At 55.0% G+C, this 26609-nt stretch carries 20 protein-coding genes; 11 read left to right on the forward strand and 9 right to left on the reverse strand.

Annotated features, from left to right (window positions below):
• Positions 1–2: 2 nt before the first annotated feature.
• The 5 genes from QMN93_RS03300 to QMN93_RS03320 are packed head-to-tail and all read left to right on the forward strand — an operon-like array spanning position 3 to position 5500.
• Positions 3–734: a fimbria/pilus periplasmic chaperone gene (locus QMN93_RS03300; RefSeq protein ID WP_231926982.1), complete on the forward strand. Its 732-nt coding sequence runs from the start codon at positions 3–5 to the stop codon at positions 732–734.
• Positions 735–756: 22 nt separating this feature from the next.
• Positions 757–3393 carry a fimbrial biogenesis usher protein gene (locus QMN93_RS03305; RefSeq protein WP_182383140.1) on the forward strand — a complete coding sequence of 879 codons (2637 nt, stop codon included), beginning with the start codon at positions 757–759 and terminating at the stop codon, positions 3391–3393.
• Between the two features lie 14 nt (positions 3394–3407).
• On the forward strand, positions 3408–3947 hold the full coding sequence (locus QMN93_RS03310; protein ID WP_064673589.1) for a fimbrial protein: 540 nt from the start codon (positions 3408–3410) through the stop codon (positions 3945–3947).
• 9 nt (positions 3948–3956) lie between these two features.
• Positions 3957–4487, forward strand: a complete 531-nt coding sequence (locus QMN93_RS03315) for a fimbrial protein (protein ID WP_083239562.1) — start codon at positions 3957–3959, stop codon at positions 4485–4487.
• A gap of 38 nt (positions 4488–4525) precedes the next feature.
• Positions 4526–5500: a fimbrial protein gene (locus QMN93_RS03320; protein WP_182383141.1), complete on the forward strand. Its 975-nt coding sequence runs from the start codon at positions 4526–4528 to the stop codon at positions 5498–5500.
• Positions 5501–5839: 339 nt separating this feature from the next.
• Here QMN93_RS03320 and QMN93_RS03325 read toward each other — a convergent pair whose 3' ends face one another.
• The 6 genes from QMN93_RS03325 to QMN93_RS03350 all read right to left on the reverse strand — a co-directional run bounded on the left by QMN93_RS03325 (position 5840) and on the right by QMN93_RS03350 (position 14136).
• Positions 5840–7555, reverse strand: coding sequence for an O-antigen ligase (locus QMN93_RS03325; RefSeq protein WP_193138885.1), 1716 nt, complete (start codon positions 7553–7555; stop codon positions 5840–5842).
• Between the two features lie 86 nt (positions 7556–7641).
• On the reverse strand, positions 7642–9300 hold the full coding sequence (locus tag QMN93_RS03330; RefSeq protein ID WP_193138886.1) for a ShlB/FhaC/HecB family hemolysin secretion/activation protein: 1659 nt from the start codon (positions 9298–9300) through the stop codon (positions 7642–7644).
• A gap of 93 nt (positions 9301–9393) precedes the next feature.
• Complete coding sequence (locus tag QMN93_RS03335; RefSeq protein WP_193138887.1) at positions 9394–12009, reverse strand: filamentous hemagglutinin N-terminal domain-containing protein; 2616 nt, start codon at positions 12007–12009, stop codon at positions 9394–9396.
• Positions 12010–12413: 404 nt separating this feature from the next.
• Complete coding sequence (nfsB, locus tag QMN93_RS03340; protein ID WP_024906901.1) at positions 12414–13067, reverse strand: oxygen-insensitive NAD(P)H nitroreductase; 654 nt, start codon at positions 13065–13067, stop codon at positions 12414–12416.
• Positions 13068–13187: 120 nt separating this feature from the next.
• Positions 13188–13556, reverse strand: coding sequence for an MmcQ/YjbR family DNA-binding protein (locus QMN93_RS03345; RefSeq protein ID WP_064673593.1), 369 nt, complete (start codon positions 13554–13556; stop codon positions 13188–13190).
• Positions 13546–14136 carry a TetR/AcrR family transcriptional regulator gene (locus tag QMN93_RS03350; RefSeq protein WP_039264021.1) on the reverse strand — a complete coding sequence of 197 codons (591 nt, stop codon included), beginning with the start codon at positions 14134–14136 and terminating at the stop codon, positions 13546–13548. Before QMN93_RS03350 ends, QMN93_RS03345 begins: the two co-directional genes overlap by 11 nt.
• A 190-nt stretch (positions 14137–14326) precedes the next feature.
• Between QMN93_RS03350 and QMN93_RS03355 the strand changes: the two genes are divergently transcribed.
• Both QMN93_RS03355 and QMN93_RS03360 read left to right on the forward strand, forming a co-directional pair.
• Entirely contained in the window at positions 14327–15430 is a 1104-nt protein-coding gene (locus QMN93_RS03355) for an MBL fold metallo-hydrolase (RefSeq protein ID WP_069303773.1), read from the forward strand.
• Between the two features lie 32 nt (positions 15431–15462).
• Positions 15463–15804: a RamA family antibiotic efflux transcriptional regulator gene (locus tag QMN93_RS03360; RefSeq protein ID WP_029741711.1), complete on the forward strand. Its 342-nt coding sequence runs from the start codon at positions 15463–15465 to the stop codon at positions 15802–15804.
• Between the two features lie 82 nt (positions 15805–15886).
• Here QMN93_RS03360 and QMN93_RS03365 read toward each other — a convergent pair whose 3' ends face one another.
• The gene (locus QMN93_RS03365) at positions 15887–16135 is read right to left on the reverse strand and encodes a DUF1158 domain-containing protein (RefSeq protein ID WP_013097677.1); all 249 of its coding nucleotides are present in this window, start codon (positions 16133–16135) and stop codon (positions 15887–15889) included.
• 477 nt (positions 16136–16612) lie between these two features.
• Between QMN93_RS03365 and QMN93_RS03370 the strand changes: the two genes are divergently transcribed.
• The 3 genes from QMN93_RS03370 (at position 16613) to QMN93_RS03380 (ending at position 23710) form a co-directional block, all read left to right on the forward strand.
• The gene (locus QMN93_RS03370; RefSeq protein ID WP_193138889.1) at positions 16613–19321 is read left to right on the forward strand and encodes a cation-transporting P-type ATPase; all 2709 of its coding nucleotides are present in this window, start codon (positions 16613–16615) and stop codon (positions 19319–19321) included.
• Between the two features lie 159 nt (positions 19322–19480).
• The gene (locus QMN93_RS03375) at positions 19481–20545 is read left to right on the forward strand and encodes an efflux RND transporter periplasmic adaptor subunit (protein WP_069303775.1); all 1065 of its coding nucleotides are present in this window, start codon (positions 19481–19483) and stop codon (positions 20543–20545) included.
• A gap of 9 nt (positions 20546–20554) precedes the next feature.
• On the forward strand, positions 20555–23710 hold the full coding sequence (locus QMN93_RS03380; protein WP_193138890.1) for an efflux RND transporter permease subunit: 3156 nt from the start codon (positions 20555–20557) through the stop codon (positions 23708–23710).
• On the opposite strand, the gene QMN93_RS03385 is transcribed toward QMN93_RS03380, so the two are convergent.
• A complete protein-coding gene (locus QMN93_RS03385) occupies positions 23640–24761 on the reverse strand; it encodes a YbdK family carboxylate-amine ligase (RefSeq protein WP_069303777.1) in 1122 nt (373 codons plus the stop codon). The two genes, QMN93_RS03380 and QMN93_RS03385, sit on opposite strands and share 71 nt — an antisense overlap.
• A 105-nt stretch (positions 24762–24866) precedes the next feature.
• Between QMN93_RS03385 and QMN93_RS03390 the strand changes: the two genes are divergently transcribed.
• Positions 24867–25757, forward strand: a complete 891-nt coding sequence (locus QMN93_RS03390) for an oxidoreductase (RefSeq protein ID WP_064673599.1) — start codon at positions 24867–24869, stop codon at positions 25755–25757.
• Here the strand turns inward: QMN93_RS03390 and QMN93_RS03395 are convergent.
• The gene (locus QMN93_RS03395) at positions 25754–26548 is read right to left on the reverse strand and encodes a helix-turn-helix domain-containing protein (protein ID WP_033144857.1); all 795 of its coding nucleotides are present in this window, start codon (positions 26546–26548) and stop codon (positions 25754–25756) included. The two genes, QMN93_RS03390 and QMN93_RS03395, sit on opposite strands and share 4 nt — an antisense overlap.
• Between the last annotated feature and the right edge of the window lie 61 nt (positions 26549–26609).

Raw genomic sequence — 26609 nt, forward strand, 5'->3', positions numbered from 1 at the left:
AAATGGATAAGTACTCACCAGGATGCTTTTTATTTTTTTGGATTTTTAAAATGAAAACCTTTATTTCAACGTTGCTCTTATTAATGATCTGCCTGGGAAATAGTCATTTAGTTTATGCAGAAGGGATCGCGCTGGGGGCCACCCGAATCATTTATCCGCTGGGTGAAAAACAAACCAGCATCAATGTTGTTAACACCAATAAGAAAGAGACGTTTTTGGTGCAATCTTGGGTGTCCGATCTCCAGGGTAATAAATCCACACAGTTTACCGTGACGCCGCCATTGTTTGTGATGAAGCCTGAAAAAGCGAACGTTCTGCGCATCATGTACGTAGGCCCAAAACTTCCGGAAGATCGCGAGTCAGTATTTTACTTCAATAACAAAGCAATACCTTCACTCGATAAAAAACAACTCCAGGGTAATACCTTACAGATCGCTACGCAAAGTGTGATCAAATTATTTGTTCGCCCTGCGCATTTAAAAATGAAATCAATGGATGCACCTGCAACGCTGCGTTGCCAGCGTAGTGGAAAAAGCATCACCATTACAAACCCTTCTCCCTATTTTGTTTCGCTGGTGAAATTCAGCGTTGGAGGGAAAGCATTGCCGAACAACATGGTTCCCCCAATGGGTAACCTTCAGGTAACGGCGCCGGATAATGCCCAGGGCAGTATTTCTTTCCAGACCATGAATGACTATGGCGCAGTAACCCCAGCACTAACATGCAATGCGTAATGCAGACAGGTCATAAGTTGTTATGAAACTTCGAAAACAAGCTCGAATGATTAATGCAGTCCGCTGGCGGTTATCTCCATTAGCGTTAGTTATTGGAACGGGTTTATTTTCCAGTGTTTTGCATGCAGAGAACTATTTTAATCCGGCTTTTTTAGCGGATGGCAAAAATCAGGTTGCCGATCTATCCCGCTTTGAAAACGACGGCAGCCAGGCCCCTGGGGTATATCGCGTAGACATTTATCTCAATAATGATTTTATCACCAGTCATGATGTCGAGTTTCAGGCCCGGCAAACGCAGAATTCCAGCGCCCCGTCATCCTCCGATGATACAGGTTTAACCGCCTGTTTATCCGGAAAAGTATTGGATGGTCTGGGTATCGATCTAAGTATTCCGCAAGACCGAAAACAGTCTGTAGACGGGCAGTGTATCGACATCGCGACTTTGATTGAGGGGGCTAAAGCCAGTTTTGATTTTAGCAAGCAGCGCCTGGATCTCAGTGTGCCACAGGTTGCGCTTAAAAATAGCGCACGGGGCTACATTCCTCCGGAAAAATGGGATCAGGGGATCAACGCCCTGCTTCTGAACTACAACCTGAATGGCTCGAGACGAAAAGACAGCAGCGGCGAAGGTAGCAGCAATTTTCTGGGGCTAAACGGCGGTGTTAACCTGGGAGCATGGCGTTATCGTGACTATTCTACATTTAACCGTAGCACCAGTAGTAATGGAGAGACAACCAGCCAGTGGCAACACATTAGTGGTTTTCTGGAACGCACGATCATCTCGCTGAAAAGTGAACTGACGGTGGGGGACAGTTATACCAGTGGTGACGTGTTTGACAGCGTTAGCTTCCGTGGTGTTCAGCTGGCCTCAGACGACAATATGTTGCCGGACAGCCTGAAAGGCTTCGCCCCAACGGTGCGCGGTATTGCAAAAAGCAACGCTCAGGTGACGATCAAACAAAACGGATACGTTATTTATCAGACTTACGTAGCGCCTGGCGCCTTTGCAATAGACGATCTCTTTCCGACATCCTCAAGCGGGGATTTGACGGTAGAAGTAAAAGAGCAGGATGGTGCTATTACCTCCTATTCTGTCCCTTATTCCGCCGTCCCGTTACTACAGCGCGAAGGTCGTCTGAAATATTCTGCCACGGCCGCGAAGTACCGCACCAGCAACGAACAGCAAGATCAAGTCTCTTTCGCACAAGGAACATTAAGCTGTGGCTTGCCGCATGGTTTTACGCTGTATGGCGGCGCACAGCTGTCTGACAATTACAAGGCAATGGCGATCGGGACGGGGGTCAATATGGGCCACTGGGGCGCGCTGTCTGCGGATGTCACTCACGCCCAAAGTACGCTTATTGATGAGACCGAGCATAGCGGTCAGTCATTGCGTTTGCTTTATGCAAAATCGTTAAACGAAATAGGAACTAACTTCCAGTTATTAGGCTATCGCTATTCAACGTCAGGCTATTACACCTTTACGGATACTACGTACAAGCACATGGATGGCTATAACAGCAATCCGCTGAACGAGGATGATGATGATAACAACGATGTGCCGCACTGGTTCGACTACTACAACCTCTATTACACCAAGCGCGGAAAGTTGCAGGTCAATATTTCTCAACAACTGGGTGGTTTTGGCTCCATTTATCTCAGCGGAAGCCAGCAGAGTTACTGGCATAGCGATGGTAAGGATACGCTGGTGCAATTTGGTTATAACACCACCTGGAAGGATATTAATATCGGTGTGAGTTATAACTACAGCCAGATGTCCGGCCAACCCGTAGCCGACAAAATGATTGCATTCAACCTGTCATTACCGATCGGTAAATGGCTTTCTCCACAGGGTGCCACGTCGCCAAATAATACGTTTGCGACATACAGCTTGAACCAGGATAACGACGGTAGCGTCACCCAGAATGCCGGGATCAGCGGTACCCTGCTGGAAGGCAATAACCTGAGCTACAGCGTTCAGCAGGGCTACGGTAATCAGGGTACAGGTAATAGCGGTAATGCCAGCCTTGCTTATCAGGGCGGGTACGGGAACGCCAACGTGGGTTACAACTATACCGATAACGGCGATTCTCAGCAGGTGACCTATGGCGTTGCCGGGGGCATCGTGGCGCATCGCCAGGGTATTACCCTGAGCCAACCGTTGGGCGAGACGAACGTTCTGATAGAAGCGCCGGGTGCGGATAACGTTAAAGTTGAAAACTCCACTGGCGTGAAAACCGACTGGCGTGGTTTCGCTGTTGTTCCTTTCGCGAATACCTATCGTAAAAACCGGATAGGCCTGGACACCACGACTTTAGGTGACAGCGTTGATCTTGATAACGCTGTGGTAGACGTTGTGCCTACGCGCGGCGCGCTGGTTAGGGCAACATTTAAAGCGCATGTCGGTATCCGGGCGTTATTAACACTAATGAACAATAACAAACCGGTTCCGTTTGGGGCGACAGTGACACGTAATGATGATGGCGCGGGCAGTATTGTCGGAGATGACGGGCAGGTCTATTTATCCGGGTTGGCTCCGAAAGGTGAGTTGCAGGTTCAGTGGGGGGAAGGGGCCGAGCAAACGTGCCGGGTGAAATATCAGTTCCCTGCTTATGCAGAGAATTCCGCCATTACTCAGATGAACGAGCTTTGTCATTAAAGAGGATGCAAACGATGAAACTATATTTGAAATATCTTAACGTCGTGACGCTGACGCTTTTGGGTAATCTTTTTTTTGTTCCACTTGCATTGACAGCCGATTCGACGCTATCGATTGCGGGTAGTATTACTGCCAGTGGTTGTACTGTTCGATCTCCGGATCAATCTATAATGATCGGTGCATTTTCTGGGAAAGATTTTCCTACGGTAGGAAGCACCTCTTCATTCAAAGCGATGAATATTGATTTAGAAAATTGCTATCCAAAATTAAAGAATGTCCAGGTGAGTTTTTCAGGTAAAACGGACAGTGATAATCCTACACTATTGGCAATAACCGATACTGGGAAGGGCAAACTGTTAGCAACGGGATTAGGAATAGAGTTACTGGATAACAGTTTTAAAATATTGCCTTTTGATAGTGTGAAACCTTTAATCTATGAACTGGATGGGGAAACAAATACGCTGTCATTTTTAATGAGATACAAGTCTACTAAAGCCGTGGTAACTCCTGGAGAAGCCTCTGCTGTTATGTATTTTGATTTGACTTATCAGTGAGTGTTAATCATGTTAAACCTGAAGGTTTTTTATCTATTTGCATTTTTGTTTTGTGGGGTATGTTTTTGCAATGCAAATGCACATGATGGTGTAGTGAGTATATCAGGCACAATTGAGGATAACACCTGTGAAATTTCCAGCGAATCACAAGATAAATTTGTTTACATGGGAGCTGTACCTGTCAAAGAATTCACGATTGCAGGTACGCGATCTAATGCAATTCCTTTTATCATCAATCTTAAAAATTGTGGCCCTGCAGCGAGTGAGGTAAGTATAACTTTTTCTGGAGAGGTAAATTCTCTTAATGCTGATTATTTTTCGGTTGATTCAGAAACAGAATCATCAAAAGGAATCGCTTTAGGTATTTATGATGATAAAGATGTTTTAATACCGCCAAATAAAAAAAGCAATGGATATCTAATTCATCCGGAGCAAGATTCTATTGATTTAAATTTCTCGGCTCGTTATATATCTGTTTCCAATGTTGTTTCTGGAGGTAGTGCCAATGTTATTGCAACCTTTGTTTTGAACTATTCTTAACGCAATACCTCACTATGTGTAAATTTAATTGGTGTGTTATGAGTATATATCTAAAATCTCTGGCGTTACTTTTAATCATGATGTCAACATATTCATATGGTTGTAGCGCATACGTAGCTAGTAGTCCGAATGAAACCATAAAATTTAACCCTACGATTACAGTTCAACGTGATACTCCCGTTGGAAGTGTAATTACTTCTGCGAAAGGAACATTGACGGGCGATCCACATTACTTTTTAAGTAATGGTTGTAGTGTGTATGTGGTAATGCTCTATAATGGTGCACAAGCTTCTGGAGTTGATAACGTTTATAAAACAAATGTTCCAGGGGTAGGTATTCGTATAAGATTAAATAGTTGGAATCATGGCGGAGCTTACGCAGCACCATCCCCAGGCGGTTTCGTGTTCACTGCCTCTGAACCCGGGGGATTTGGTTTTTCTGAAGCCAACGCTGAATTAATTAAAACTGAAAATATAACATCTGGTGTATTGCTGACCGGAGAGGCAGTTAAATATGAAGCTGCTGATAATGAAAATACTGATGCAAACTCTCATGTAACATGGAGCATTGTTTCATCATCTACTATTAACCAAGTTGCATGCTCTATTGTCTCCGGAGAATCACTTGCATTTCCAATAGGTGATGTTATGGCTGGCCAATTTATTGCTCCAGGCACTGTTTCAAAGGAAGCAAGGACTGTAAATCTTGGGCTTGATTGTGATGCTGGAGCTAATGTTAACATTACTTTAAACGGCGTACAGTCCAATGAAACAAGTGATAGTAGTGTATTGAGTCTCACAACGGATGGTGGACAAGAGGGTATTGCCGAAGGTGTTGGAGTTCAACTTCTATACAATAACGAGCCATTAAAATTAAATAGTAGAATTGTGCTCAAGCAATCCCAGGGAGGACAAGAAAGCTTCCCTATCACCGCGCGTTATATTCAGACTAAAGATAAGGTTAAACCGGGCATTGCAAATGCTACTGCGGTACTTAACCTGACGTACCAGTAATGTTGAGCCGGGCAGGAAGCCCGGTCTCGCTCTTTCACTCACGCTTCTCCTCATTTATCTGAACATCAGTTATAATATTCCTCAACGGGCATCGTTTATTTATTGCTTAGTCAGCACTTCCAACACCCTTTTCTCATTGATCTCAATCTCCAGCGGCGTGTCGATTTGCAGCCTACGATCAGGAGCCCCTTGGTTTTTATTTATTAACATGCAAACTGCATAGCATCTTGATTTTCCTTGGCAATTTTTCACAGGATGGATTACGGAAAATTCTGTTTAAGTCTTTTCTTTCCGTATAAAAAACAAGGTGACAAGCGCGGCTGAATATATTTTTACCCTCTATGGTTTAAAGCGATCGTCCCACGGCATTAACCGATGCGCCTGTTTTTTTAATTTATCTGCCTCAATCTTACGATCTAAAAATAATAAGATATTAACCTCATCGTTCCAGGCATCTTCTTCCATATGCCATCTAATCCACTCGCCATTTTCTGTGGCATATCTTTCCAGTTCATCAATATCGCCCGCCTGGTTGAAATGCCACAAATGGAGTTGGCTAAGGTCACGCTGATAGCGCATCTGCATGAGTCCCGGCACGTGTAAACCGGTAATGCTCTCAGGGAAAGCAAGTCTGCCCGTCTCAAAATTACCCAGCACAACGCTGGCGAAAAAAAGCTGTGCAGAAAGCACTAAGCCATACAGTGCGATGAGCACCAGCGGCCAACATAATCGCGTACTGCGAACCTGAAGTGTGCGGAGTTTTCCGTCTGCCGATGCCATTAAAATCAGAATGGCAAAATAGTGCGCCACGGAATAATAGAGTGGAAATTCCACCTGAGTGTGCAGCAAAATCGGCAAGGTGGTGAGCAGTGCCGCCCACTGCCACAGGCTTTTTCGCCTCAGGAAAAGAATTATCCAGCCCCACAGGAGACACAGCCCGCCCGCCAGCGCCATCACGCCGCCCTCCGCCCAGATAAACAGCGTCTCATTGTGTGGGTGTTGCATCATTTCGCGGCTCGGGTTGTCACCGGGTAATGCGGCCATAAAGTGCTGAAATGCTGATTCGAACATCCCCAGCCCCCAGCCCTGCCAGGGGTGGACGCCGATCATGCGCAGCGTGTACGCCAGGGTCAGCCAGCGCTGTTGGTTAGAGCCTTCATGCAGGAGCGATTCCACAACCGACTGCTGAAGTATCGCCGTGCCGAGCAGACCGCCGAGCACCGGCTGCAGGATTATCAGCGTGCGCCGCCAGCGTGTAGTGCGGTGTCGAAAACGTGCCTGTGCGAACAGCACCGATGCGCAGACTATCGACGTTAACCCGCCAATCCAGCCAATACGGGAATGGAAGAGCACCAGCGTCGCCGTTATCACGATAATGGCGACGCTGATAGCCACGAACCGCACACGCTCGGCTTGCGGCAGATAAAGCGCGCGCCGCGTATCGGCAAGAAGATAGAGCAGGGCGGCAAGCCCGGTCGCGAGAAACGAGGCGGTCACGTTGAGCTGTTGAAAGACGCCGGGCGCGTACCCGTCATATATTTCCGCCAGCGAATTGAGGGGAAAAGGCAAATATTGCGGACAGTAAAACCCGGCCAGAGAGAGGGTGCACTCAATAACAGCTGCGGCGGCCAACAGGTAAAAGAGGGCAACGGTTTCATTTTCGCGAATGGGTTGCTGCAGAAGCGTGATATAAACCAACGCTCCGCCCCAGATGCCGACAAGCCTCGGTAGAGCGATGGGTAAGGCCTCGTGCGGTGACCAGAAAGCCGGAACGGTAAACAGCATCGCGCTAGCCAGCATCAGCAAACCGGTAGGGGTGAAGCGCACCGTTTTTTCCCGCTGTAATAGCCAAACCATCAAACCCAGCAGTGAGATAATGCCCCAGCTCAGCAGGTTCATCGGCAGGTTCATGCCGTAATCTCCGTTGTTAGGCCAGGGGATATGTAGTAGCACCAGCCAGTAAAGGCTGAAAGTGGACAGTATCAGCACGCGTATCGTGCGGGCTTTTAGCAATATATTTGCCAGCGTAATCAAAGAGGATGTCAGCGTGTTCATTAGAGCCTGAAGAGGGTAAATCATGATTGTATTTACCCCCTCCGACAGGGGCTAACGCTCCTGCGTCCATTCTTAGACTTTCAGTGTCAGTACTGCCATTGCACCGAAAATCCAAGCGTGACGGGACTGGTATGCATCTCATCCGGTTTTGCCAGTGGCACACCCGCAAAAAGGTCATAACCCAGGTGGCCTTTTACCCCACGTATGCCTGCGACCGCACCGGCAATGTGCTCCCCGCTCCAGTAATCATTTTCTGAGCCGCTGACTTCGCCATAGTCTGCGCCAATATACGGCTGCATTCCCCATACCGGCAGATTTAGATTGATATCATTACGCAGATACCAGCCTTTGTCGGCATACAACGAGGACTCTCCGTCAAAGCCGCGCACCGTCCAGCGGTTGCCGATGGTGAACTTATCGGGCTGGGTCAGCCTGTCCGGAGTGGTCTGTTGCTTGAAATGCGGTTCATAGCTGAGGGCGAACTTGCCCAGTTTGAACGGGAAAGTACCGTCTGCACTCAGCGTAATAATGCGCGCCTGCGCGTCGGCACTGCCCACCATCTCTTCAGCATCGGGTTCTTCACCAAACCACGGTGCGGCATGTTGATAACCGAGGCTTGCCGTAAGCTGACCGAAGGGAAGATAGGCTAAATGTTCCAGGCTGAGCTGCCAGCTGCTGGTGTCCCGGTGCTGAACCTCCACTTCCACGTCGTTAAGATCGTAGCGGGAATCCCGCTTGATCCCTTTAAAGCCCAGCGTGGTTTTCTGGCTCGCGCTGCGGTAAACCACGCGGTTAAGCGCGGCGGTCATTAACTTTTCATCGCTACTGTACCGGTAGTTAAAATCACCGCTATGGAGAGTCTGCGTCGTTCTGTACTGGCTGGCATAAAGTTCCAGCGCCCAGTATCCCCAGGGAACGGAGTAAAACGCCGAGGTATTATCGTTACGCTTGCCGTTTTCATTCTTGAAACCACCGCCATACGCGGCATAAAACATATCGTTGAGCGAGGTGGGGTTATCCAGATACAGCGCCAGGCCCCCCTGGTACCGTCCGGTGTATTTACTACCGGAATCATCAAACCAGCTGCCCAGTCGCCAGGCTTTACGCTGGTCGCGCTTGATCTCAACGCGCGTATCGCCAGGATTCTCCCCCGGCACCAGACGAATACTGGCCTGCGAACCGGGAATACGCTGCAGGTTTTCCAGCCCCTGTTCCAGACCGCGTAAATCGAGGAGATCGTCCGGCCCTTGTGGGACGTTATTCCAGCGATGAACGGGGAGGCCGCTTTCATCCTGAATAATGACATCACTGACGCGTCCAGGCAGAATTCGCAGGGTTAACGTTCCCTTGTGCAAATTTTGCTCCGGTATTAATACGCGGGTGGTAATAAATCCGTGGGATATTAATCGATTCTGCACGGCCGTATGTATGGCTTTAATTCCCTTCACGCCGATACAGTTATTCTCAGCCTGACGAATGATATCGCGAAAAGTGAGCCAGTGAGGAAGCGACTGCGTATTGTCGATGTTCAGATGCTGAATGTCGTAGCACACTGTCTCATGTGGCAGAGCAAGCGCATCAGTTGCGAGCATGCCTTCTGATGAAAGGACTGACTTCCCAGGCGGTGCAAGCTGTTCGTGCCTCGCCTGATCCTGCTGCTGAGTGGTGGCCGGTTCAGCATGTACAGTGTCGGGAAGTGACGCGAGCAGTGATAGCAGAACGAGGCCAGATCGATAATTAGTCATGTAAATAACTTTATGGACCGCGAAGGATCCTGAATATAGCGAAAAAATAGATAGCCCCATTCCAGGAATGGGGCTTTGGTTTACATCAAATGATTACGCGGTATAAATGGAGTAACCGCCAGGGTAATAAACGATATCCTGAATGACATACCCGTAATACAGATCGCCCGGATAATAGACAACGCCGTTTTCCCAAACGCCATTACCTTCAGGTGTCCCGTTTGGCTTAACAGTGGTATTTCCACTATTATCCGCTGTGGTATCTGAATCTGGTTTGGTATTGTTGTCATCAGCAGTGTTATTGTTATTACCGTTGTCTTGATTTGCTGCACCGGTCTCGTTAATTACGCCCATGTTATTAACATAACCTGTGGTGGAAACGCGATCGCCGGTAATATTACCGCTGGCTTCGTTGTTAATACCGCTGGCAGTATTCAGCGTAATATCACTTGCACTGGTGATGTTACCGCTGTTGGTCAGGTAGTTGCTGACCAGGGTAATACCGTTATCAGCAGACAGCGTACCGCCGTTAATGAGGTTGACACGGTCCATCTGTGCGTTGAGTTTATTACCCGCAGTCATCGTGCCGTAGTTATAGGCGGTACTCTGAGACCAGCCGTAGCTGCCCATTACGTTGAGATTAATGTCATGCGCCGCACGGATATCACCGCTGTTGTCCAGATTGTTCATGACAAACAGCATGGCATCAGAACCGGCAGCAATCTGGCTGCCTGCATCGGTCATCAGATAAGAGGCGGTAATGTTGATGTTATGGTCTGCGACGAGCGTACCGTTACCCCGGTTTTCCAGGCTAGTGGTGTTCAGGTTGATGTCATTCTTGCTGGCGATCGAGCCGCTGTTGGACAGGTCTGCCAGCTGAAGATCCATCTGATTAGCGGTAATGTCGCCGCTGTTGTCGAACTGGCTGCTGTTCATCTGCAGCGCCAGGCGACCGCCAGCCGCGATGGAACCGCTGTTCTGCGCCGGGCCGCCATAGCTATTCCAGCCATTAGAACCGATGGTTAACATCATATCCTGACCCGCCTTGAGGGTTCCGGCGTTCTGGAACGTACCGGTCACGGTCATGTCGATATTGCCGCCTGCTTCCATCTTACTGGCAAGGTCAGAATAGTAAGACGTGCCGTACATAAAGAGGTCTTTTTCGGCTGCGATGGTGCCGGACATATTATCCAGCGCGCCATTGATTGAAACAGAGCCGTCGCTGTGGATTGAACCATTGCGGTTAGAGAGCATGTTGTTGCCGCTCACCTGAAGCTGGCTGTCAGACCCCAGAGACTGAATCACACCGTTATCGTTATTCAGCATGGAGGCGTTGATCATGTTCCAGCCGTTCCCGGCGGAAATAAGACCGTTGTCGTTCGTCAGCGTGTCGACATTGACGCTCATCGCACCGTTGGTTTCTACGCGGCCAGCGGAGTTGTTCAGGCTGGCAGCATCTACGTTGAGGGCATCTTTAGCAACAATGCGGCCATGGGTATTATTCACGCCCTGCGCGTTGTAATTCCAGGAGGCGCGGCCGATCGTCAAATCGCCATTGCTGAGAATTTCACCGTCGCGGTTGTCCAGCGAGTCAGCGGTAATAAAGGTATTCTGGCTGCCCTGAATGGAACCATGGCTGTTAACGGTATTTTTGCCGGAAACATTCACCATCGCGGCTTTAATGACGCCGTTAGTGTTGTCCAGGGTGTTGTCTGCGGTAACGGACACCATACCCTCAGAGGTAATCTGACCGTTATGGTTCAGGACATCACTTCCCATTACGGTAGCTGCATTTTTACCGCTGATATGTCCCCCGTTGTTTTCGACCACACCCTCAACGTTGATTGACAGCGTGTCGGATGCCGTCAGGTCAGCACGATCGATATGCACGCCAACGCCGGCGTCAGTGCCTTCCATATAGATTTTATTCGCGTACATGGAGCCCAGCGCAGACACATCCAGCGCTACGTCAGGGGCATTGCTGCTGTCATACTTCTTCTGCACGCGACCATATTTATCGATGTGGTTGTTACCCGTGACGATATTCAGTTCGTTAGCCTGAACTTTCGCATTGACCTTCACTGAACGGGCAATAATGTCGGTGTACTGCGTAGAGCGGGTATCCATCCCTTTACCGGTGATGGTCACCTGGCCTTTGCTCACATCCAGACCGCTAACATTACCCTTGTTATCATAGGTGGCTGTACCGGTGGTCAGCGTAGCGTGGTTGGTATTGATAAAGCCGCAGCCGTCACAGGTGATGCCTGATGGGTTGGCGATAATCACCTGTGCGGACTGGCCTGCCACTTCGACCATGCCGTTCAGCTGGCTCGGATCGGATGAACGTACTTCGTTCAGGATCACCTTAGCGCTGCCGCCGGCCATATTAGCGTTGCCATTGATCTGGCCTGCTAATTGGGTGTTGGTTGCCGTGCCGCTGTTATTCAGGATCACGCCGTTGCTGTCGACGTTAAATTCGGAATAAACGTTATGGGAAACCCCACCTGCGCTCGCCTTGTTGATATCAACAATGGTAGCGCCACTTGCATCCGTATGAATGGCCGGTTTATCGGTATTACCTGCCACGATGGCAGCCTGAGCTGGCATGATCATGCCCAGTGCAAGCATGGTCGCAAAACAGGTCGGCGCCAGTTTAGCGTGTAATACCTTTGTATTAGGCTGAGTGCTCACTGCACTTTTATTTTTCATATATCTATCCTTGTAATTCCTTGAAAAAGTGTTTCCATTTCTTTTAATGCGAAATGGGTGCATATAAAAACATGCAAAACCCCGATTCCAAAAATGGACATGTAACAATTCATACAAAATGCGCATTAATTAATGCGGCACCAGAAGGGAATAATTAACGTGAATGTGACAAAAAATAAATGGATATATTTTTGAGGGTTATTGATTGGAGTGCTGAGAGGCTGTAACTGGTTGATATCACATAAAAGAACGTAATTATTAATTATAAAATTGTATGCGAAATTTCCGATATAGGTATTTCTATGCTGTTACAAATAATTTGCCTGCTAACGGATGCATCTATACACAACGGGAGTATGCGGTATTGAAAACAGGCACGCCGGAACCCAGCGTGCCAGAGAAGATCAGCACTCAGTGACAATCGTGCTCAGCGGCAGGCGAGACTTCGGCAGCGTGGCGTTAAAATCTTCCACGCTGTGGTGCCCAACCGGTACTACCACAAGGCTGGTAAAGCCTTTCTCTTTCAGGCCAAACTCTTCGTCGAGAATAGCGGCGTCGAAACCTTCAATTGGTACCGCGTCCAGACCCATCGCGCCCACGCCGAGCAGGAAGTTGCCGACGTTCAGGTAAACCTGCTTCGCCATCCACTGGTCGTCATCTTTCAGATCCACGCGGTGCATGTCGGCGAAGTAGGTGCGGCCCTTATGGTTTGCGGCTTTGGCTTCCGGCGTGTTGAAACGGCCATCGGCCTCTTCCTGATCCACAACGCGCTCCAGCCAGGCGTCATCCATCGCGGTTTTCGCGCAAAACACCACCACGTGGGAAGCATCCAGCATTTTGCGTTCGTTGAATACATAGGTGCCCGCAGCGGATTTCGCCACGCGCGCTTTTCCTTCCTCGGTGCTGGCTACAATGAAGTGCCACGGCTGGGAGTTGGTGCTGGACGGGCTGTACTGCAGCAGGGTTTTGATTTTTTCCGCTTCTTCCGCGGTCAGTTTTTTGCTTGCGTCGAACGCCTTGGTAGAGTGGCGTTTCAGGGCGACAGAAATGATATCCATAACAACTCCTGGTGATGAAATTCGCCCGCTCGCGGGCGCGAAAGGAAAGCAGATTACAGCGGGACGCGGAAAAAGATAAGTGCAATTCGAGCGCTTAATCTGTTCGTCTCAGACGAACAATCAGACCGGACGGATCCACTTCTGGTCTTTTTTCGGCAGCTTATCCACCACCAGATTCCAGGAATCACGGATGAGGTCGGTAACCAGTTCCGGCGTCACGTCGTCGGTGCCGTAAAGGGAAATCCAGTGCTTTTTACTCAGATGGTAGCCTGGCTCGATCCCGCGATAGATCTGCTGATTTAACAGCGATTTCTCCGGGTCTGACTTCAGGCTGACGTGCGGTCGCCCGTGCGCGACCGCGGCGATCATGAAAATCTTTCCGCCCACTTTAAACACGTCAAACTCCGGCCCAAACGGCCAGCAGTGTTCGGTGAAGGGCAACTCAAGGGCCACGCGCATTGCGTGCTCCTGCAAGGATTTACTGTCCATCGCTCTCTTCCTGGGCCAGCCCGCGCCACATCACTTCAAAACCGAGCGCTTTAAAATCAACGGCGCGGGAAGGGTCGCGAGTGGCAAATTCCATCGTGGATTCGGCCAGCGATAAGAAAAGCGCATCGCCAAAGGTTTTAAATTCATCTGACATAAACACCTGACGCACCGAGCGGCGGCACAGTTCATGGAGTTCCGGGAACATCTCTTTCACCGCCTGTTCGGTTTCGGCGCTCAGCTTTTCACTGACGCCAATCTGGCGGATAGCCGCATGAGAAACGGGGTTACGAATACCCCAGTCCACGTAGCTGTTCCAGATATTGCGGGTATGTTCTTTGGGCAGCGTGATGGTGCGATCGAGGTTTGCCAGCATGGCCTGGCAGAGATCCTGCTTCAGGTGCAGATAGAGGGCATTCAGCAGATCGTCTTTAGTGGGAAAGTAGCGAAACAGGGTCCCTTCGGCGACGCCCGCGTTACGGGCGATTAACGACGTTGAGGCGGCAATACCTGACTGTGCAAACGCCACCGTTGCGGCTTCCAGTAAGGCCTGTTTTTTATCTTCACTCTTCGGACGTGCCACTAAATTTTTCCCCCTGTCAATTATAAAAACCCTGATTGAAACACGTGCTTTGACACGCTGCAACGCGGAATGTCAAAGATCGAAAACGTCTTGACGACTTTATCATCATATCTATAATGAGTGCTTACTCACTCATAATCAAGTTTACCCCGCGCAAACTATCGGATGGGGCGCGTTTTCGGGTCTGGATATGAAAAAACCTCTCTTCATCTGCGTGGTGTTAATCATGATTATTGCTTCAGCTGCGAGTTTACCGTTTGTTCTGAATGCCGGATTCGGCCAGCCGCCGCAGGGTGAGCAGCTCACTGAAGTGGAGGCCTCTCCCCAGTATCGCGACGGGAAATTCCACAATACGCTGCCGACGCCGGGCTATAACGGCGACAAAAACATGCTGGTCGCGACGTGGGATTTTCTGACCAAAAAAACCGAAAACGCGCGCCCGGCCCAGCCGCTGCCGCTGGTGAAAACCGATCTTGCGAGCCTGCCGCTGGAGCAGGACACCCTGGTGTGGCTCGGCCACTCCTCGTGGTACCTGCAGCTCGCGGGCAAACGCATCCTGATTGACCCGGTGCTCGGCAACTATGCCGCGCCGTTCTCGTTTCTGAATAAAGCCTTTGCCGGGGAATATCCGTGGCGCGCTGAAAGCATGCCGGAAATCGACCTGCTGATTATCTCGCACGATCACTACGATCATCTGGATTACGCCACCATCCGGGCGCTACTGCCGAAGGTGAAGCGCGTGGTGACGCCGCTGGGCGTGGGATCCCATCTGCGCTACTGGGGGATGAAGCCTGAGATTATTGACGAACGCGACTGGAACCAGTCGGTACGCATCAGCGATGAACTGACGGTGCATGTTCTGCCGGCGCGTCACTTCTCCGGGCGCGGCATCAAGCGCGATCGAACCCTGTGGGGCAGCTTTATGTTCGTCACGCCAGATCGGAAGGTTTATTACAGCGGGGATTCCGGCTACGGCCCGCACTTTAAGGCCATCGGCGAGCAGTTTGATGGCGTGGATGTTGCCATCATGGAAAACGGCCAGTACGACCAGGACTGGAAGTACATCCACATGCTGCCGGAGGAAACGGCGCAGGCCTCGGTGGATCTGAACGCGAAAGCCGTAGTGCCCGGGCATAACGGACGATTCGTGCTGGCGAAACATACGTGGAACGATCCGCTGATCCAGCTGGCTAAAGCCAGCAAGGATAAAAACTATCGGCTACTGACACCGGCGCTGGGCGAGCCCGTCCGGGTGAATGACGCCACGCAAACCTTTCGCGCGTGGTGGGAATAATGTTTAAGCGAGAAGCAGAGGGGGACAGCAGCATGACCATTTCCGCTCAAGTCATCGACACTATCGTCGAATGGATCGACGACAATCTGCACCAGCCATTACGTATAGAAGAGATTGCCCGCCACGCGGGCTACTCGAAGTGGCACCTGCAGCGGTTGTTTATGCAGTACAAAGGGGAGAGCCTGGGGCGTTATATCCGTGAGCGCAAGCTGCTGCTGGCGGCGCGCGATCTGCGTGAATCCGACGCTCGGGTGTACGACATCTGCCTGCGTTACGGGTTTGACTCGCAGCAGACGTTTACCCGTATCTTCACCCGCACGTTCAACCAGCCGCCTGGTGCGTACCGCAAGGAGAACCACAGTCAGGCGCACTGAGCTGTTTTCCGCCCTGGCGGGTCACAAAAATTGCCATCACAGGCCGGGTAAGGCGAAGTCGCCACCCGGCTTTTTTATTGGCTTACGACGCCAGTGAAAACCAGCGGCGCCAGACGAAACGCAGCACGAAGAATTCGATGGCACCCAGCAGTAAAAACCACACGCAGAACAAAATGGTGTAAAGCTGGTTCAGATCGACCATGTGAAAGGTCTGAACCAGCTTCTGCGCCAGCACCAGACCCAGCGACGGCGCGGGCAACAGCAGACAGGAGAGCAGGGCCAGCAATAAAATGCCGCCTGCCGTAAGCAGCGATTCTAACGGGTGTTTCATCGTAATGTTAATCGTCAGTTAAAAATGTCATTGTCCGGCATCCTGTAACGTAAAGCAATATCAGCGACTAAGACGTTATTGAATAAAACGAAGATATTATTTGGGGAATAAATAACAAAATACGACCCGGCATTTATATTAATATCGCGTTATGTAAATAAATGTCTTTGTCAGGAAAATAATTTTACAAATGTATAGGTGCTATAACCAATTAACGTGGCAATAACAATGGCCGCGATAACGTATAACACCAGTCGGCGTCCGCGATAAATACCCCACATGGTTCCCCCTCGTTTAGTGTTGGTTTAGAAATATTTTGTAAAAATCAGGCCATCGAAATAGTTTTAATCAGTTTTGAATAACCGAGAAGTCACTATATTGCGGTAGATCAATTTTACCCGCAAGACTTAAAAATGAATTTATTTAGCCAGAAAGGAATTCAGGCTTCTGTTCACCGGATGTTGAAGGAAAAATACGATGACCGAAAAAAAAGTGTCCCCAAACGTGCCGCCTTCCGGCGGGCTGGCATACCAGCAGACCGTAGAGCAGGTGCTCACCCACACGCAGAGCCAGGCCAGCGGTCTGGATCGTGCAGAGGCGCAGGCGCGTCTGCAAAAAACAGGGCCGAACGCGCTGCCGGAGAAAAAAGGCAAACCCGCCTGGCTGCGTTTCCTGGCCCATTTTAATGATGTGCTGATTTATGTCCTGCTGGCCGCCGCCGTATTAACAGCAATAATGGGCCACTGGGTTGATACGCTGGTTATTCTGGGCGTGGCGGTAATCAATGCTTTAATTGGCCATATTCAGGAAAGCAACGCGGAAAAATCCCTGAAGAGTATTCGCAATATGCTCTCCAGCGAGGCGCGCGTTATTCGTAACGGCAATCACGAAACTCTACCCACAACTGAAATAGTCCCGGGCGATATTATTGTATTACGCGCGGGAGATCGTATTCCGGCGGATATGCGTTTAATCGAAGCGCATAATTTACGCGTGGAAGAGGCGATTCTGACCGGTGAATCCACCGTGGTGGATAAACATATTAATCCGCTGAGCGGCGAACTGCCGCTGGGCGATCGCACCAATATGGTCTTCTCCGGGACGACCGTAAGCGCGGGCGGCGGCGTCGGCGTGGTCACCGCGACCGGTAAGGATACGGAGCTCGGCCACATCAACCAGATGATGGCGGGTATCGAAAAGCACCGCACGCCGCTGCTGGTTCAGATGGACAAGCTGGGTAAAGCGATCTTCGCCATTATTCTGGCGATGATGGCCGCGCTGTTTGTCTTCAGCCTGGTGTTCCGCGAGATCCCGATGGGCGAGCTGCTGCTCTCCCTGATTAGCCTGGCGGTGGCCTCCGTGCCGGAAGGTCTGCCGGCGATTATCTCCATCATCCTCTCGCTGGGCGTGCAGGCGATGGCGCGCAAGCGGGCGATTATCCGCAAGCTGCCGACGGTGGAAACGCTCGGCGCGATGACCGTGGTCTGTTCGGATAAAACCGGCACCCTGACCATGAACGAGATGACGGTTAAAGCCATTATCACCGCTGACGCCTGCTACCGCGTGGACGGCAACAGCTACGAGCCGGTGGGCAACATCTACCTGGAAGGCAGCGATGAGCCGGTCCACATCCAGCCGGGCACCGTGCTGGAGCACTACCTGCGCACCATCGACCTGTGCAACGACAGCCAGCTGATCCAGGACGAGCGCGGCCTGTGGGGCATCACCGGTGGCCCAACCGAGGGCGCGCTGAAGGTGCTGGCGGCGAAGGCCAGCCTTGAGCCGGTCATGACCACGCTGGTTAACAAAATCCCGTTCGACTCGCAGTACAAGTACATGAGCACCCACTACCAGATTGGCGGTGAGGAGCAGATCCTGATCACCGGCGCGCCGGACGTCATTTTCGCCCTGTGCGCGCAGCAGCAGACCCGCAACGGTGCGGAAGCCTTCAACCGCGCGTACTGGGAAACCGAGATGGAGCGCTATGCGCGTCAGGGGCTGCGCATGGTCGCCGCGGCGTTTAAGCCAGCGAACGGCGAGCAGGAACTGACGCACGACGACCTGAGCCACGGCCTGATCTTCCTCGGTATCGCCGGGATGATGGATCCGCCGCGTCCGGAAGCCATTGATGCGATTAACGCCTGCCAGCAGGCGGGGATCCGCGTGAAGATGATCACCGGGGATCACCCGCAGACGGCGATGAGCATCGGCCAGATGCTGGGGATCGCCAACAGCGAGCAGGCGGTCACCGGCTACGAGCTGGAGAAAATGGACGACGCCGCGCTGGCGGAAGCGGCGGTGAAGTATGACATCTTCGCCCGTACCAGCCCGGAGCATAAGCTGCGCCTGGTGAAAGCGCTGCAGGACAAAGGCGAAATCGTCGGCATGACCGGTGACGGCGTGAACGACGCCCCGGCGCTGCGTCAGGCTGACGTCGGTATCGCGATGGGCATCAAGGGCACGGAAGTGACCAAAGAAGCGGCGGACATGGTCCTGACGGACGATAACTTCGCCACCATCGCCAGCGCGGTGAAAGAGGGGCGTCGCGTTTACGACAACCTGAAGAAGACGATTCTGTTCATCATGCCGACCAACCTCGCGCAGGGGCTGCTGATTGTGATTGCGCTGCTGGCGGGGAATATCATTCCGCTGACGCCGGTGCTGATTCTGTGGATGAACATGGCCACCTCCGCCACGCTCTCCTTCGGCCTGGCCTTTGAGGCCGCCGAGCGCAACATCATGCGTCGTCCGCCGCGCCAGACCGGGCAGCACGTGATGGACGCCTACGCCGTGTGGCGCGTGGCCTTCGTCGGCACCATGATTGCCATCGCCGCCTTTGCGCTGGAAGCCTGGCTGGCCCCGCGCGGCCACAGCGCGGAGTTCATCCGCACCGTGCTGCTGCAGATGCTGGTCTGCGCCCAGTGGGTGTACATGATTAACTGCCGCAACACCGAAGGGTTCTCCCTGAACCGCGGCCTGCTGGCGAACAAAGGGATCTGGCTGGTCACGGGCGTGCTGTTCCTGCTCCAGGCGGCGATTATCTACCTGCCGTTGATGCAGATGCTGTTCGGCACCGAAGCCCTGCCGCTGCGCTACTGGTTTGTGACCCTGGCGGTAGCGGGCGTGATGTTCTTCGTCGTCGAAATCGAGAAGCGACTGACCCGCAGGTTCCGTAAGGCTGCATAACCAAAACCTTACCCCTCACCCTATCCCTCTCCCCTAAGGGGAGAGGGGACCGCCCGGTTTTCTCCCTCTGCTCTGAGGTGAAGGGGCTGCTCGGTTTTCTCCCTCGCCCCTTTGGGGAGAGGGCCGGGGTGAGGGGAGAAACAACGCTGAGGTACTCCCATGAAACTCCCACTCCTGTTCGCGCTCCTCGCCTGCACCCTGCAACCCGCATTCGCTGCCGCCATCCCCGTTCGCGTCGCCACCGTGGAGCAGACCGCCCACGCCGCCGAGCGCCAGATCCCGGGCCGCATCGAAGCCATCCACACCGTTGAGCTGCGCGCGCGTACCGAAGGCGCGATCGCCAAAATCCACTTCCGCGACGGGCAGTACGTGAAAAAAGGCGACCTGCTGTTCGAACTGGACGACGCCGAGCCGCGCGCCGCCCTGCGTCTGGCGCAGGCTGAGGTGAGAAGCGCCGAAGCCACGCTGCGCCAGGCGCAGCAGCAGCTGTCCCGCTTTGAAAGCCTGGGCAGCAGCAACGCCATTAGCCGTCACGACGTGGACAACGCCCGCATGCAGCGCGACGTCGCCAGCGCGGCGCTGGAGCAGGCCAAAGCCCGTCTCGAAACCCGTAATGTCACCCTGAACTACACCCGCATCACCTCGCCGATTGACGGTCGCGTGGGGCACAGCCGGTTCCACGTCGGCAGCCTGGTCAACCCTGCCAGCGGCGTGCTGGTGGAGGTGGTGCAGCTCGATCCCATCCGCATCGCCTTTGCGCTGGAAGAGGGCGCGTTTGCCACCAAAGCCGGACAGCATGCGGATATCAGCGCCATGAAGCAGGCCTGGCAGACGTTCATTGACAGCAACGGCCAGCGCGTCAGCGGCGAGCTGACGTCCGTGGACAACCGCATCGATCCGCGCACCGCCAGCGTGATGCTGCGCGCCGAGTTTGCCAACCCGCGCCATCAGCTGCTGCCCGGCGGCAGCGTGAACGTGACGCTGCGCCCGGCCAGCGAGCAGCCGGCTCTGACCCTGCCCGCCGCGGCGGTCCAGCAGAACGGCGACGGGTTCTTTGCCTGGGTGGTTAACGCCGACGGCAAAGCCGAAATGCGCCCGCTGAAGGTCGCCGGACAGATCGGCCAGCAGTTCCGGATTACCTCCGGCGTGAAGCCCGGTGAGCGAGCGATTACTGACGGCGCGCAGCGCGTGCAGCGCGGCGCGGCCGTCCAGATACTGAATTAAGGAGCCATCATGCTGACGTTTTTCATCAAACGCCCGCGCTTCGCGATGGTGATTGCGCTTGTCATCACCCTGCTGGGGGCCATTGCGCTGAGGATTATCCCGGTGGAGCAGTACCCGCAGATCGCGCCGCCGGTGGTGAATGTGTCTGCCAGCTGGCCGGGCGCCAGCTCGGCTGACGTGGCGGAGGCTATCGCCACGCCGCTGGAGACCCAGCTGAACGGCGTGGATCACATGCTCTACATGGAGTCCACCAGCTCGGACGAAGGCTCGTATAGCCTGAACATCACCTTCGCGGCGGGCACCGATCCGGACCTCGCCGCCATCGACGTGCAGAACCGCGTCTCGCAGGCCGTGGCGCAGCTCCCGACCGAAGCGCAGCAAAACGGCGTGCAGGTGCGCAAGCGTGCCACCAACCTGATGATGGGGGTAAGTCTTTACTCACCGGAAAATACCCACACGCCGCTGTTTGTGAGTAACTACGCCAGCACCCAGGTGCGCGAGGCGCTGTCGCGTCTGCCGGGCGTCGGGCAGGTGCAGATGTTTGGCGCGCGCGACTACAGCATGCGCATCTGGCTGCGTCCGGACCGCATGAACGCCCTGAACGTCACCACCGACGACGTGGCGCAGGCGCTGCGCGAACAGAACGTGCAGGGGGCGGCAGGCCAGGTCGGCACGCCGCCGGTGTTTAACGGCCAGCAGCAGACCCTGACCATCAACGGCCTGGGGCGCTTAAGCCAGGCCGAAGACTTTGCCGACATCATCATCCGCGCGGGCGAGATGGGCCAGCTGGTGCGCCTGAAGGACGTCGCCACCATCGAGCTCGGCTCGCGCAGCTACAGCTCCGGCGCGCAGCTGAACGGGCACGACTCCGCCTACCTCGGCATCTACCCGACGCCGTCCGCCAACGCCCTGCGCGTGGCCGACGCGGTGCGCGCGGAGCTGGATCGCCTCTCGACGCGCTTCCCGGACGACCTGGTCTACGAGGTGAAATTCGACACCACCTCCTTTGTGGCCGCCACCATTAAAGAGATCGGCGTCTCGCTGGCGCTGACGATGCTGGCGGTGGTGGTCGTGGTGTCCCTGTTCCTGCAAAGCTGGCGTGCGACGCTGATTGTCGCGCTCGCCATTCCGGTATCGCTGGTGGGCACCTTCGCGGTGCTCTATACGCTCGGCTACTCCGCCAACACGCTCAGCCTGTTCGCCATTATTCTGGCACTGACCATGGTGGTGGATGACGCCATCGTGGTGGTGGAGAGCGTCGAAACGCTGATGGCGGAAGGGCAGAGCCGCACGGCGGCGACCGCGCTGGCGCTGCGCCAGATCGCCGGGCCGGTCATCGCCACGACGCTGGTGCTGCTGGCGGTGTTTGTGCCGGTGGCGCTGCTGCCGGGGATTGTCGGCGAGCTGTACCGCCAGTTCGCGGTGACGCTCTCGACGGCCGTGACGCTCTCAAGCCTGGTGGCGCTGACCCTGACGCCCGCCCTGTGCGCGATGCTGCTGCGCCCGCGCCCGGCGCAGCCCGCGGCGATTTTCCGTGGGTTCAACCGGGGGCTGGAGGCCACGCGTGGCGTCTACACCCGCATCGTGACTGTCTTCAACCTTCGCCCGTGGCTGGCGCTGCTGGCCACCGCAGGCGCGGCGGCCGTGGTGGCGTTCAGCTTTACGTCGATGCCTAAAGGCTTCCTGCCGCAGGAGGATCAGGGCTACTTCTTTGCCAGCGTTCAGCTGCCGGAGGCGGCCTCTCTGGAGCGCACCGAAGCGGTGATGACCACGGCGCGCGAACTCATCGCAAAAAATCCGGCGGTGGAGGACGTGATTCAGGTCTCCGGATTTAACATTCTCAACGGCACCAGCGCCTCCAACGGCGGGTTTATCTCCATCATGCTCAAGGACTGGAGCGAGCGTCCGCCGCTGGACGAGGTGATGGGTACCCTGCAGCGCCAGCTGCTGGCCCTGCCGGAAGCGACCATCATGACCTTTGCCCCGCCGACGCTGCCGGGGCTGGGCAACGCCTCCGGCTTCGACCTGCGCATCCAGGCGCAGGCGGGGCAGAGCCCGGCGGAGCTGGAGCGCGTGACGCGTGAGGTGCTGGCGAAAGCCAACCAGCACCCGCAGCTGAGCCGCGTGTTCACCACCTGGAGCAGCAACGTGCCGCAGCTGACGCTGACCGTTGACCGCGAGCGCGCCGCGCGCCTCGACGTGCCGGTGTCGCGCATCTTCAGCAGCCTGCAAACCGCCTTTGGCGGCACGCGCGCCGGGGATTTCAGCGTCAACAACCGCGTCTACCACGTGGTGATGCAGAACGAGATGCAGTGGCGCGAGCGCGCCGGGCAAATCAGCGAACTGTTCGTGCGCAGCAACAGCGGCGAGCGGGTGCGCCTGAGCAACCTCGTCACCATTACGCCGACCGTCGGCGCGCCGTTCCTGCAGCAGTACAACCAGTTCCCGTCCGTGTCGGTGAGCGGCTCGGCGGCGGAAGGGGTAAGCAGCAGCACCGCGATGGCGGCGATGGGCGAGCTTCTGGCGGAGAATTTGCCAGCGGGATACGACTACGCCTGGAGCGGCATGTCTTATCAGGAGCAGCAGACCGGCAACCAGGCGATGTGGATCGTGCTGGCGGCCGTGGTGATGGCGTGGCTGTTCCTCGTCGCCCAGTACGAGAGCTGGACGCTCCCGGCGAGCGTGATGCTCTCGGTGCTGTTCGCCATCGGCGGGGCGCTGGTCTGGCTGTGGCTGGCGGGCTATGCCAACGACGTGTACGTGCAGATAGGTCTGGTGCTATTGATAGCCCTCGCCGCCAAGAACGCAATTCTTATCGTGGAGTTCGCCCGCGCGCGGCGTATGGACGGGATGGCGATTGTCGATGCCGCAAGAGAAGGGGCCTCGCGCCGCTTCCGCGCGGTGATGATGACCGCCGTGTCGTTCATTATCGGCGTCCTGCCGATGATGCTGGCGACCGGGGCGGGTGCCCAGAGCCGCCGGATCATCGGCACCACGGTGTTCAGCGGCATGCTGGTAGCGACCGTGGTGGGGATTGTGTTTATCCCCGCGCTGTTCGTGCTGTTCCAGCGCCTGCGCGAGTGGGGCCACGGTCTTACGGACTCGTCGCCCACAGCTCGCAGTGCTTCTGAACCAGAGAAATCAGCGAGCCGCCGTCGGCGATAAACTCCCGCATGCGCTGCGCCTCGCTCTTGCCCTGCTTTAACAGCAGGGCAATTTCATTGATTGCGCTCGTCGCGCCAAGCTTCTCGGCCGACGGCGCAACCTGCTCCAGCAGCCACGCAATGTCTTCCGACACGGTTTTGTGCTCGCCGGTGTGCACGTCCGTCAATATTCCCTCCAGCCCGTAGCGACAGGCCTGAAAACGGTTAAAGCGGTACAGCAGAAAATCTTTTTCCTGATGCTTATAGGGCCGCGCGGTCAGCAGCCAGTGCGACGTCGCCTGGATAAGCCCGGCGATGTTAATGGCGTGGCCGAGCGTCAGCGGCGTATCCATCACCCGGACCTCGACGGTGCCGAAGTGCGGGCTGGGGCGAATATCCCAGTGCAGATCCTTAATGCTGTCGATCATGCTGGTGGAACTCAGGCGGCGGAACAGCCCCTCGAACTCCTGCCAGCTGTTGACCCACGGCATCTGGCCGTTATCCGGAAATCCCGAGAAGATGTTGAGCCGCGACGAGGAGAACTTCGTGTCCGTGCCCTGCATATACGGCGAGGCGGCCGCCAGGGCGATAAAGTGCGGTACGAATCGTGACAGGCCGTGCAGCAGGTAAATCGCGTCGTCCCCGGTCCGGCAGCCGACGTGCACGTGCTGGCCGAACACCGTCGCCTGCAAAATCAGGTAGCCAAAGCGCTCCAGCGTGACGTTATAGCGCTCGTCGTCGCACACCTCCTGCCGCTGCCACTTCTGGAACGGGTGAGTCCCGCCGCCGCAGATCTGGATATGCTGCTCCGCCGCCGCGCGCAGGATGCTCTGCTGCATCACCGAGAACTGCGCCGCCGCCTGGTCGATGTTCTGGCACACGCCGGTGGCGATTTCGAGCATGCTTTCGGTGATGTCGTGTTTGACCTCGCCGCCTTTGATGTCGTCTTTGACGGCGGCGATGAGCGCGGAGGAGTCCTGGCTCAGATCGTAACCCGGCGGGTTAACCACCTGCAGCTCGAGTTCGATGCCGAGGGTGAAAGGTTCAGAGGACTTAAAATCGGGTAAAGGCATGGCGCACTCCGTTGTCTGTTGTGTGTTGAGTATAGACAACGACGTGGCGCTCACTTTTCAGGGTGGTATAACTGTTAGCAGGCTTAGCGAAAAGGGGAGTTAACCATGTCTGACAATCCAGTGATTGCGCTGATTGGGCCTGGCGCAATTGGGACCACCATCGCCGCGGTGCTGCATGACGTTGGCCGCACGCCGCTGCTGTGCGGACGCACCGCGCACGCGGAATTACGCCTGCGCCACGACGAGGGGGAAACCGTGGTGCCCGGTCCGGTATTAACCGATCCGGCCGTCATCAGGCAGCCAGTGGCTCTGGTTTTCATCGCAGTGAAAACTACCCAGAACGCCGACAGCGCCGGGTGGCTGCGCGCGCTGTGCGATGAAAACACCGTGGTCTGCGCCCTGCAAAACGGCGTGGAGCAAAAAGCCCAGCTTGAGCCGTGGGTTAACGGCGCGACGGTGCTGCCGTCGGTGGTCTGGTTCCCGGCGCAGCGCGAGCCGGATGCCTCCGTCTGGCTGCGCGCCAAACCGCGCCTGACCCTGCCGGACGTGCCGCAGGCGCAGCGGGTGGTGGAGGCGCTTCGCGGTACGCGCTGCGCGGTTGAGCTCTCGACAGATTTCGCCTCCGTCGCCTGGCGCAAGCTGCTGCAAAACGCGGTCGCCGGGCTGATGGTGCTTTCTAACCGCCGCGCCGGGATGTTCAGGCGCGAGGATATCAGCGAGCTTGCGCTGGCCTACCTGCGCGAGGGGCTTGCCGTTGCCCGCGCCGAAGGGGCGAAGCTGGACGATGACGTGGCGCAGGAGATCCTGGCGAACTTCCAGCGTGCGCCAGTAGATCTGGGCACGTCGATCCTGGCCGACCGCCAGGCCGATCGCCCGATGGAGTGGGATATCCGCAACGGCGTGATCCAGCGCTACGGCCGCAAGCACGGTATTGCGGTGCCCATCAGCGATGTGGTGGTGCCGCTGCTGGCGGCGGGGAGCGAGGGGCCGGGCTAACGGCCGCTGTTTTTCCGTTCGGCAAAATAATGGGCGGGCGTGCTGCCCATCGCTTTTCTGAACATGGTGATAAACGCATTCACCGATTCATACCCGAGCGTTGCCGCCACGTTCTGGACGGGCACGCCGCTGGCCAGCTCCCGCAGGGCAATAATCAAATGCAGCTGCTGGCGCCAGCGCCCGAAGCTCAGCCCGGTCTCGCGCTGCATCAGGCGGGCAAACGAGCGCTCGCTGAGGGCGAGCCGTTTCGCCCAGTCCTTCAGGGTGCTTCTGTCCTCAGGACGGCTGACCAGCGCGTCCGCCATGGCGCGAATTTTCGGATCGGTTGAGACCGGCAGGCTTAGCTTCTGCTGCGGCATGCTGGCGAGCTCGTCAAGCGTGACCCGGGTCAATCTGGCGACGTGGCCGTCGGGGGGATAATCCACGCCTTCGCGCGTCAGACGATCGACCAGCTCCTTAATCAGCGGCGAGATCGCCAGCGTGCAGCATCTTTCCGGCAGCGCCGCCGCGCCGGGCTCAATAAACAGATAGTTAAGATGCGCGTTCCAGGTCGCCCTGGCGCTGTGCGGGATCCCGCCGGGGATCCAGACGGCGCAGTCCGGCGGCACGATCCAGATGTCATTTTCCGCGTAACAGCTGACCGCACCGTATCGGGCAATAATCAGCTGGCCCTTGCGGTGGGTATGCAGCGGCACTTCCGCGGCGTAGTCCACGAAGTCCAGATGACGCGCCACCGCCGGGCTGGCGGTAGAGTCGGGGTCATACAGCGTAGTAGCGGGTTGAGGATTCACGTTTCTGGCAGCATTTAGGTATTTTTTGACAGAATAGAGTATTTAAGCGGGTCTGCAAGCC

It is taken from the genome of Enterobacter sp. R-1.6.2, from assembly GCF_035064085.1.
Taxonomy (GTDB): Bacteria; Pseudomonadota; Gammaproteobacteria; order Enterobacterales; family Enterobacteriaceae; genus Enterobacter; species Enterobacter asburiae_B.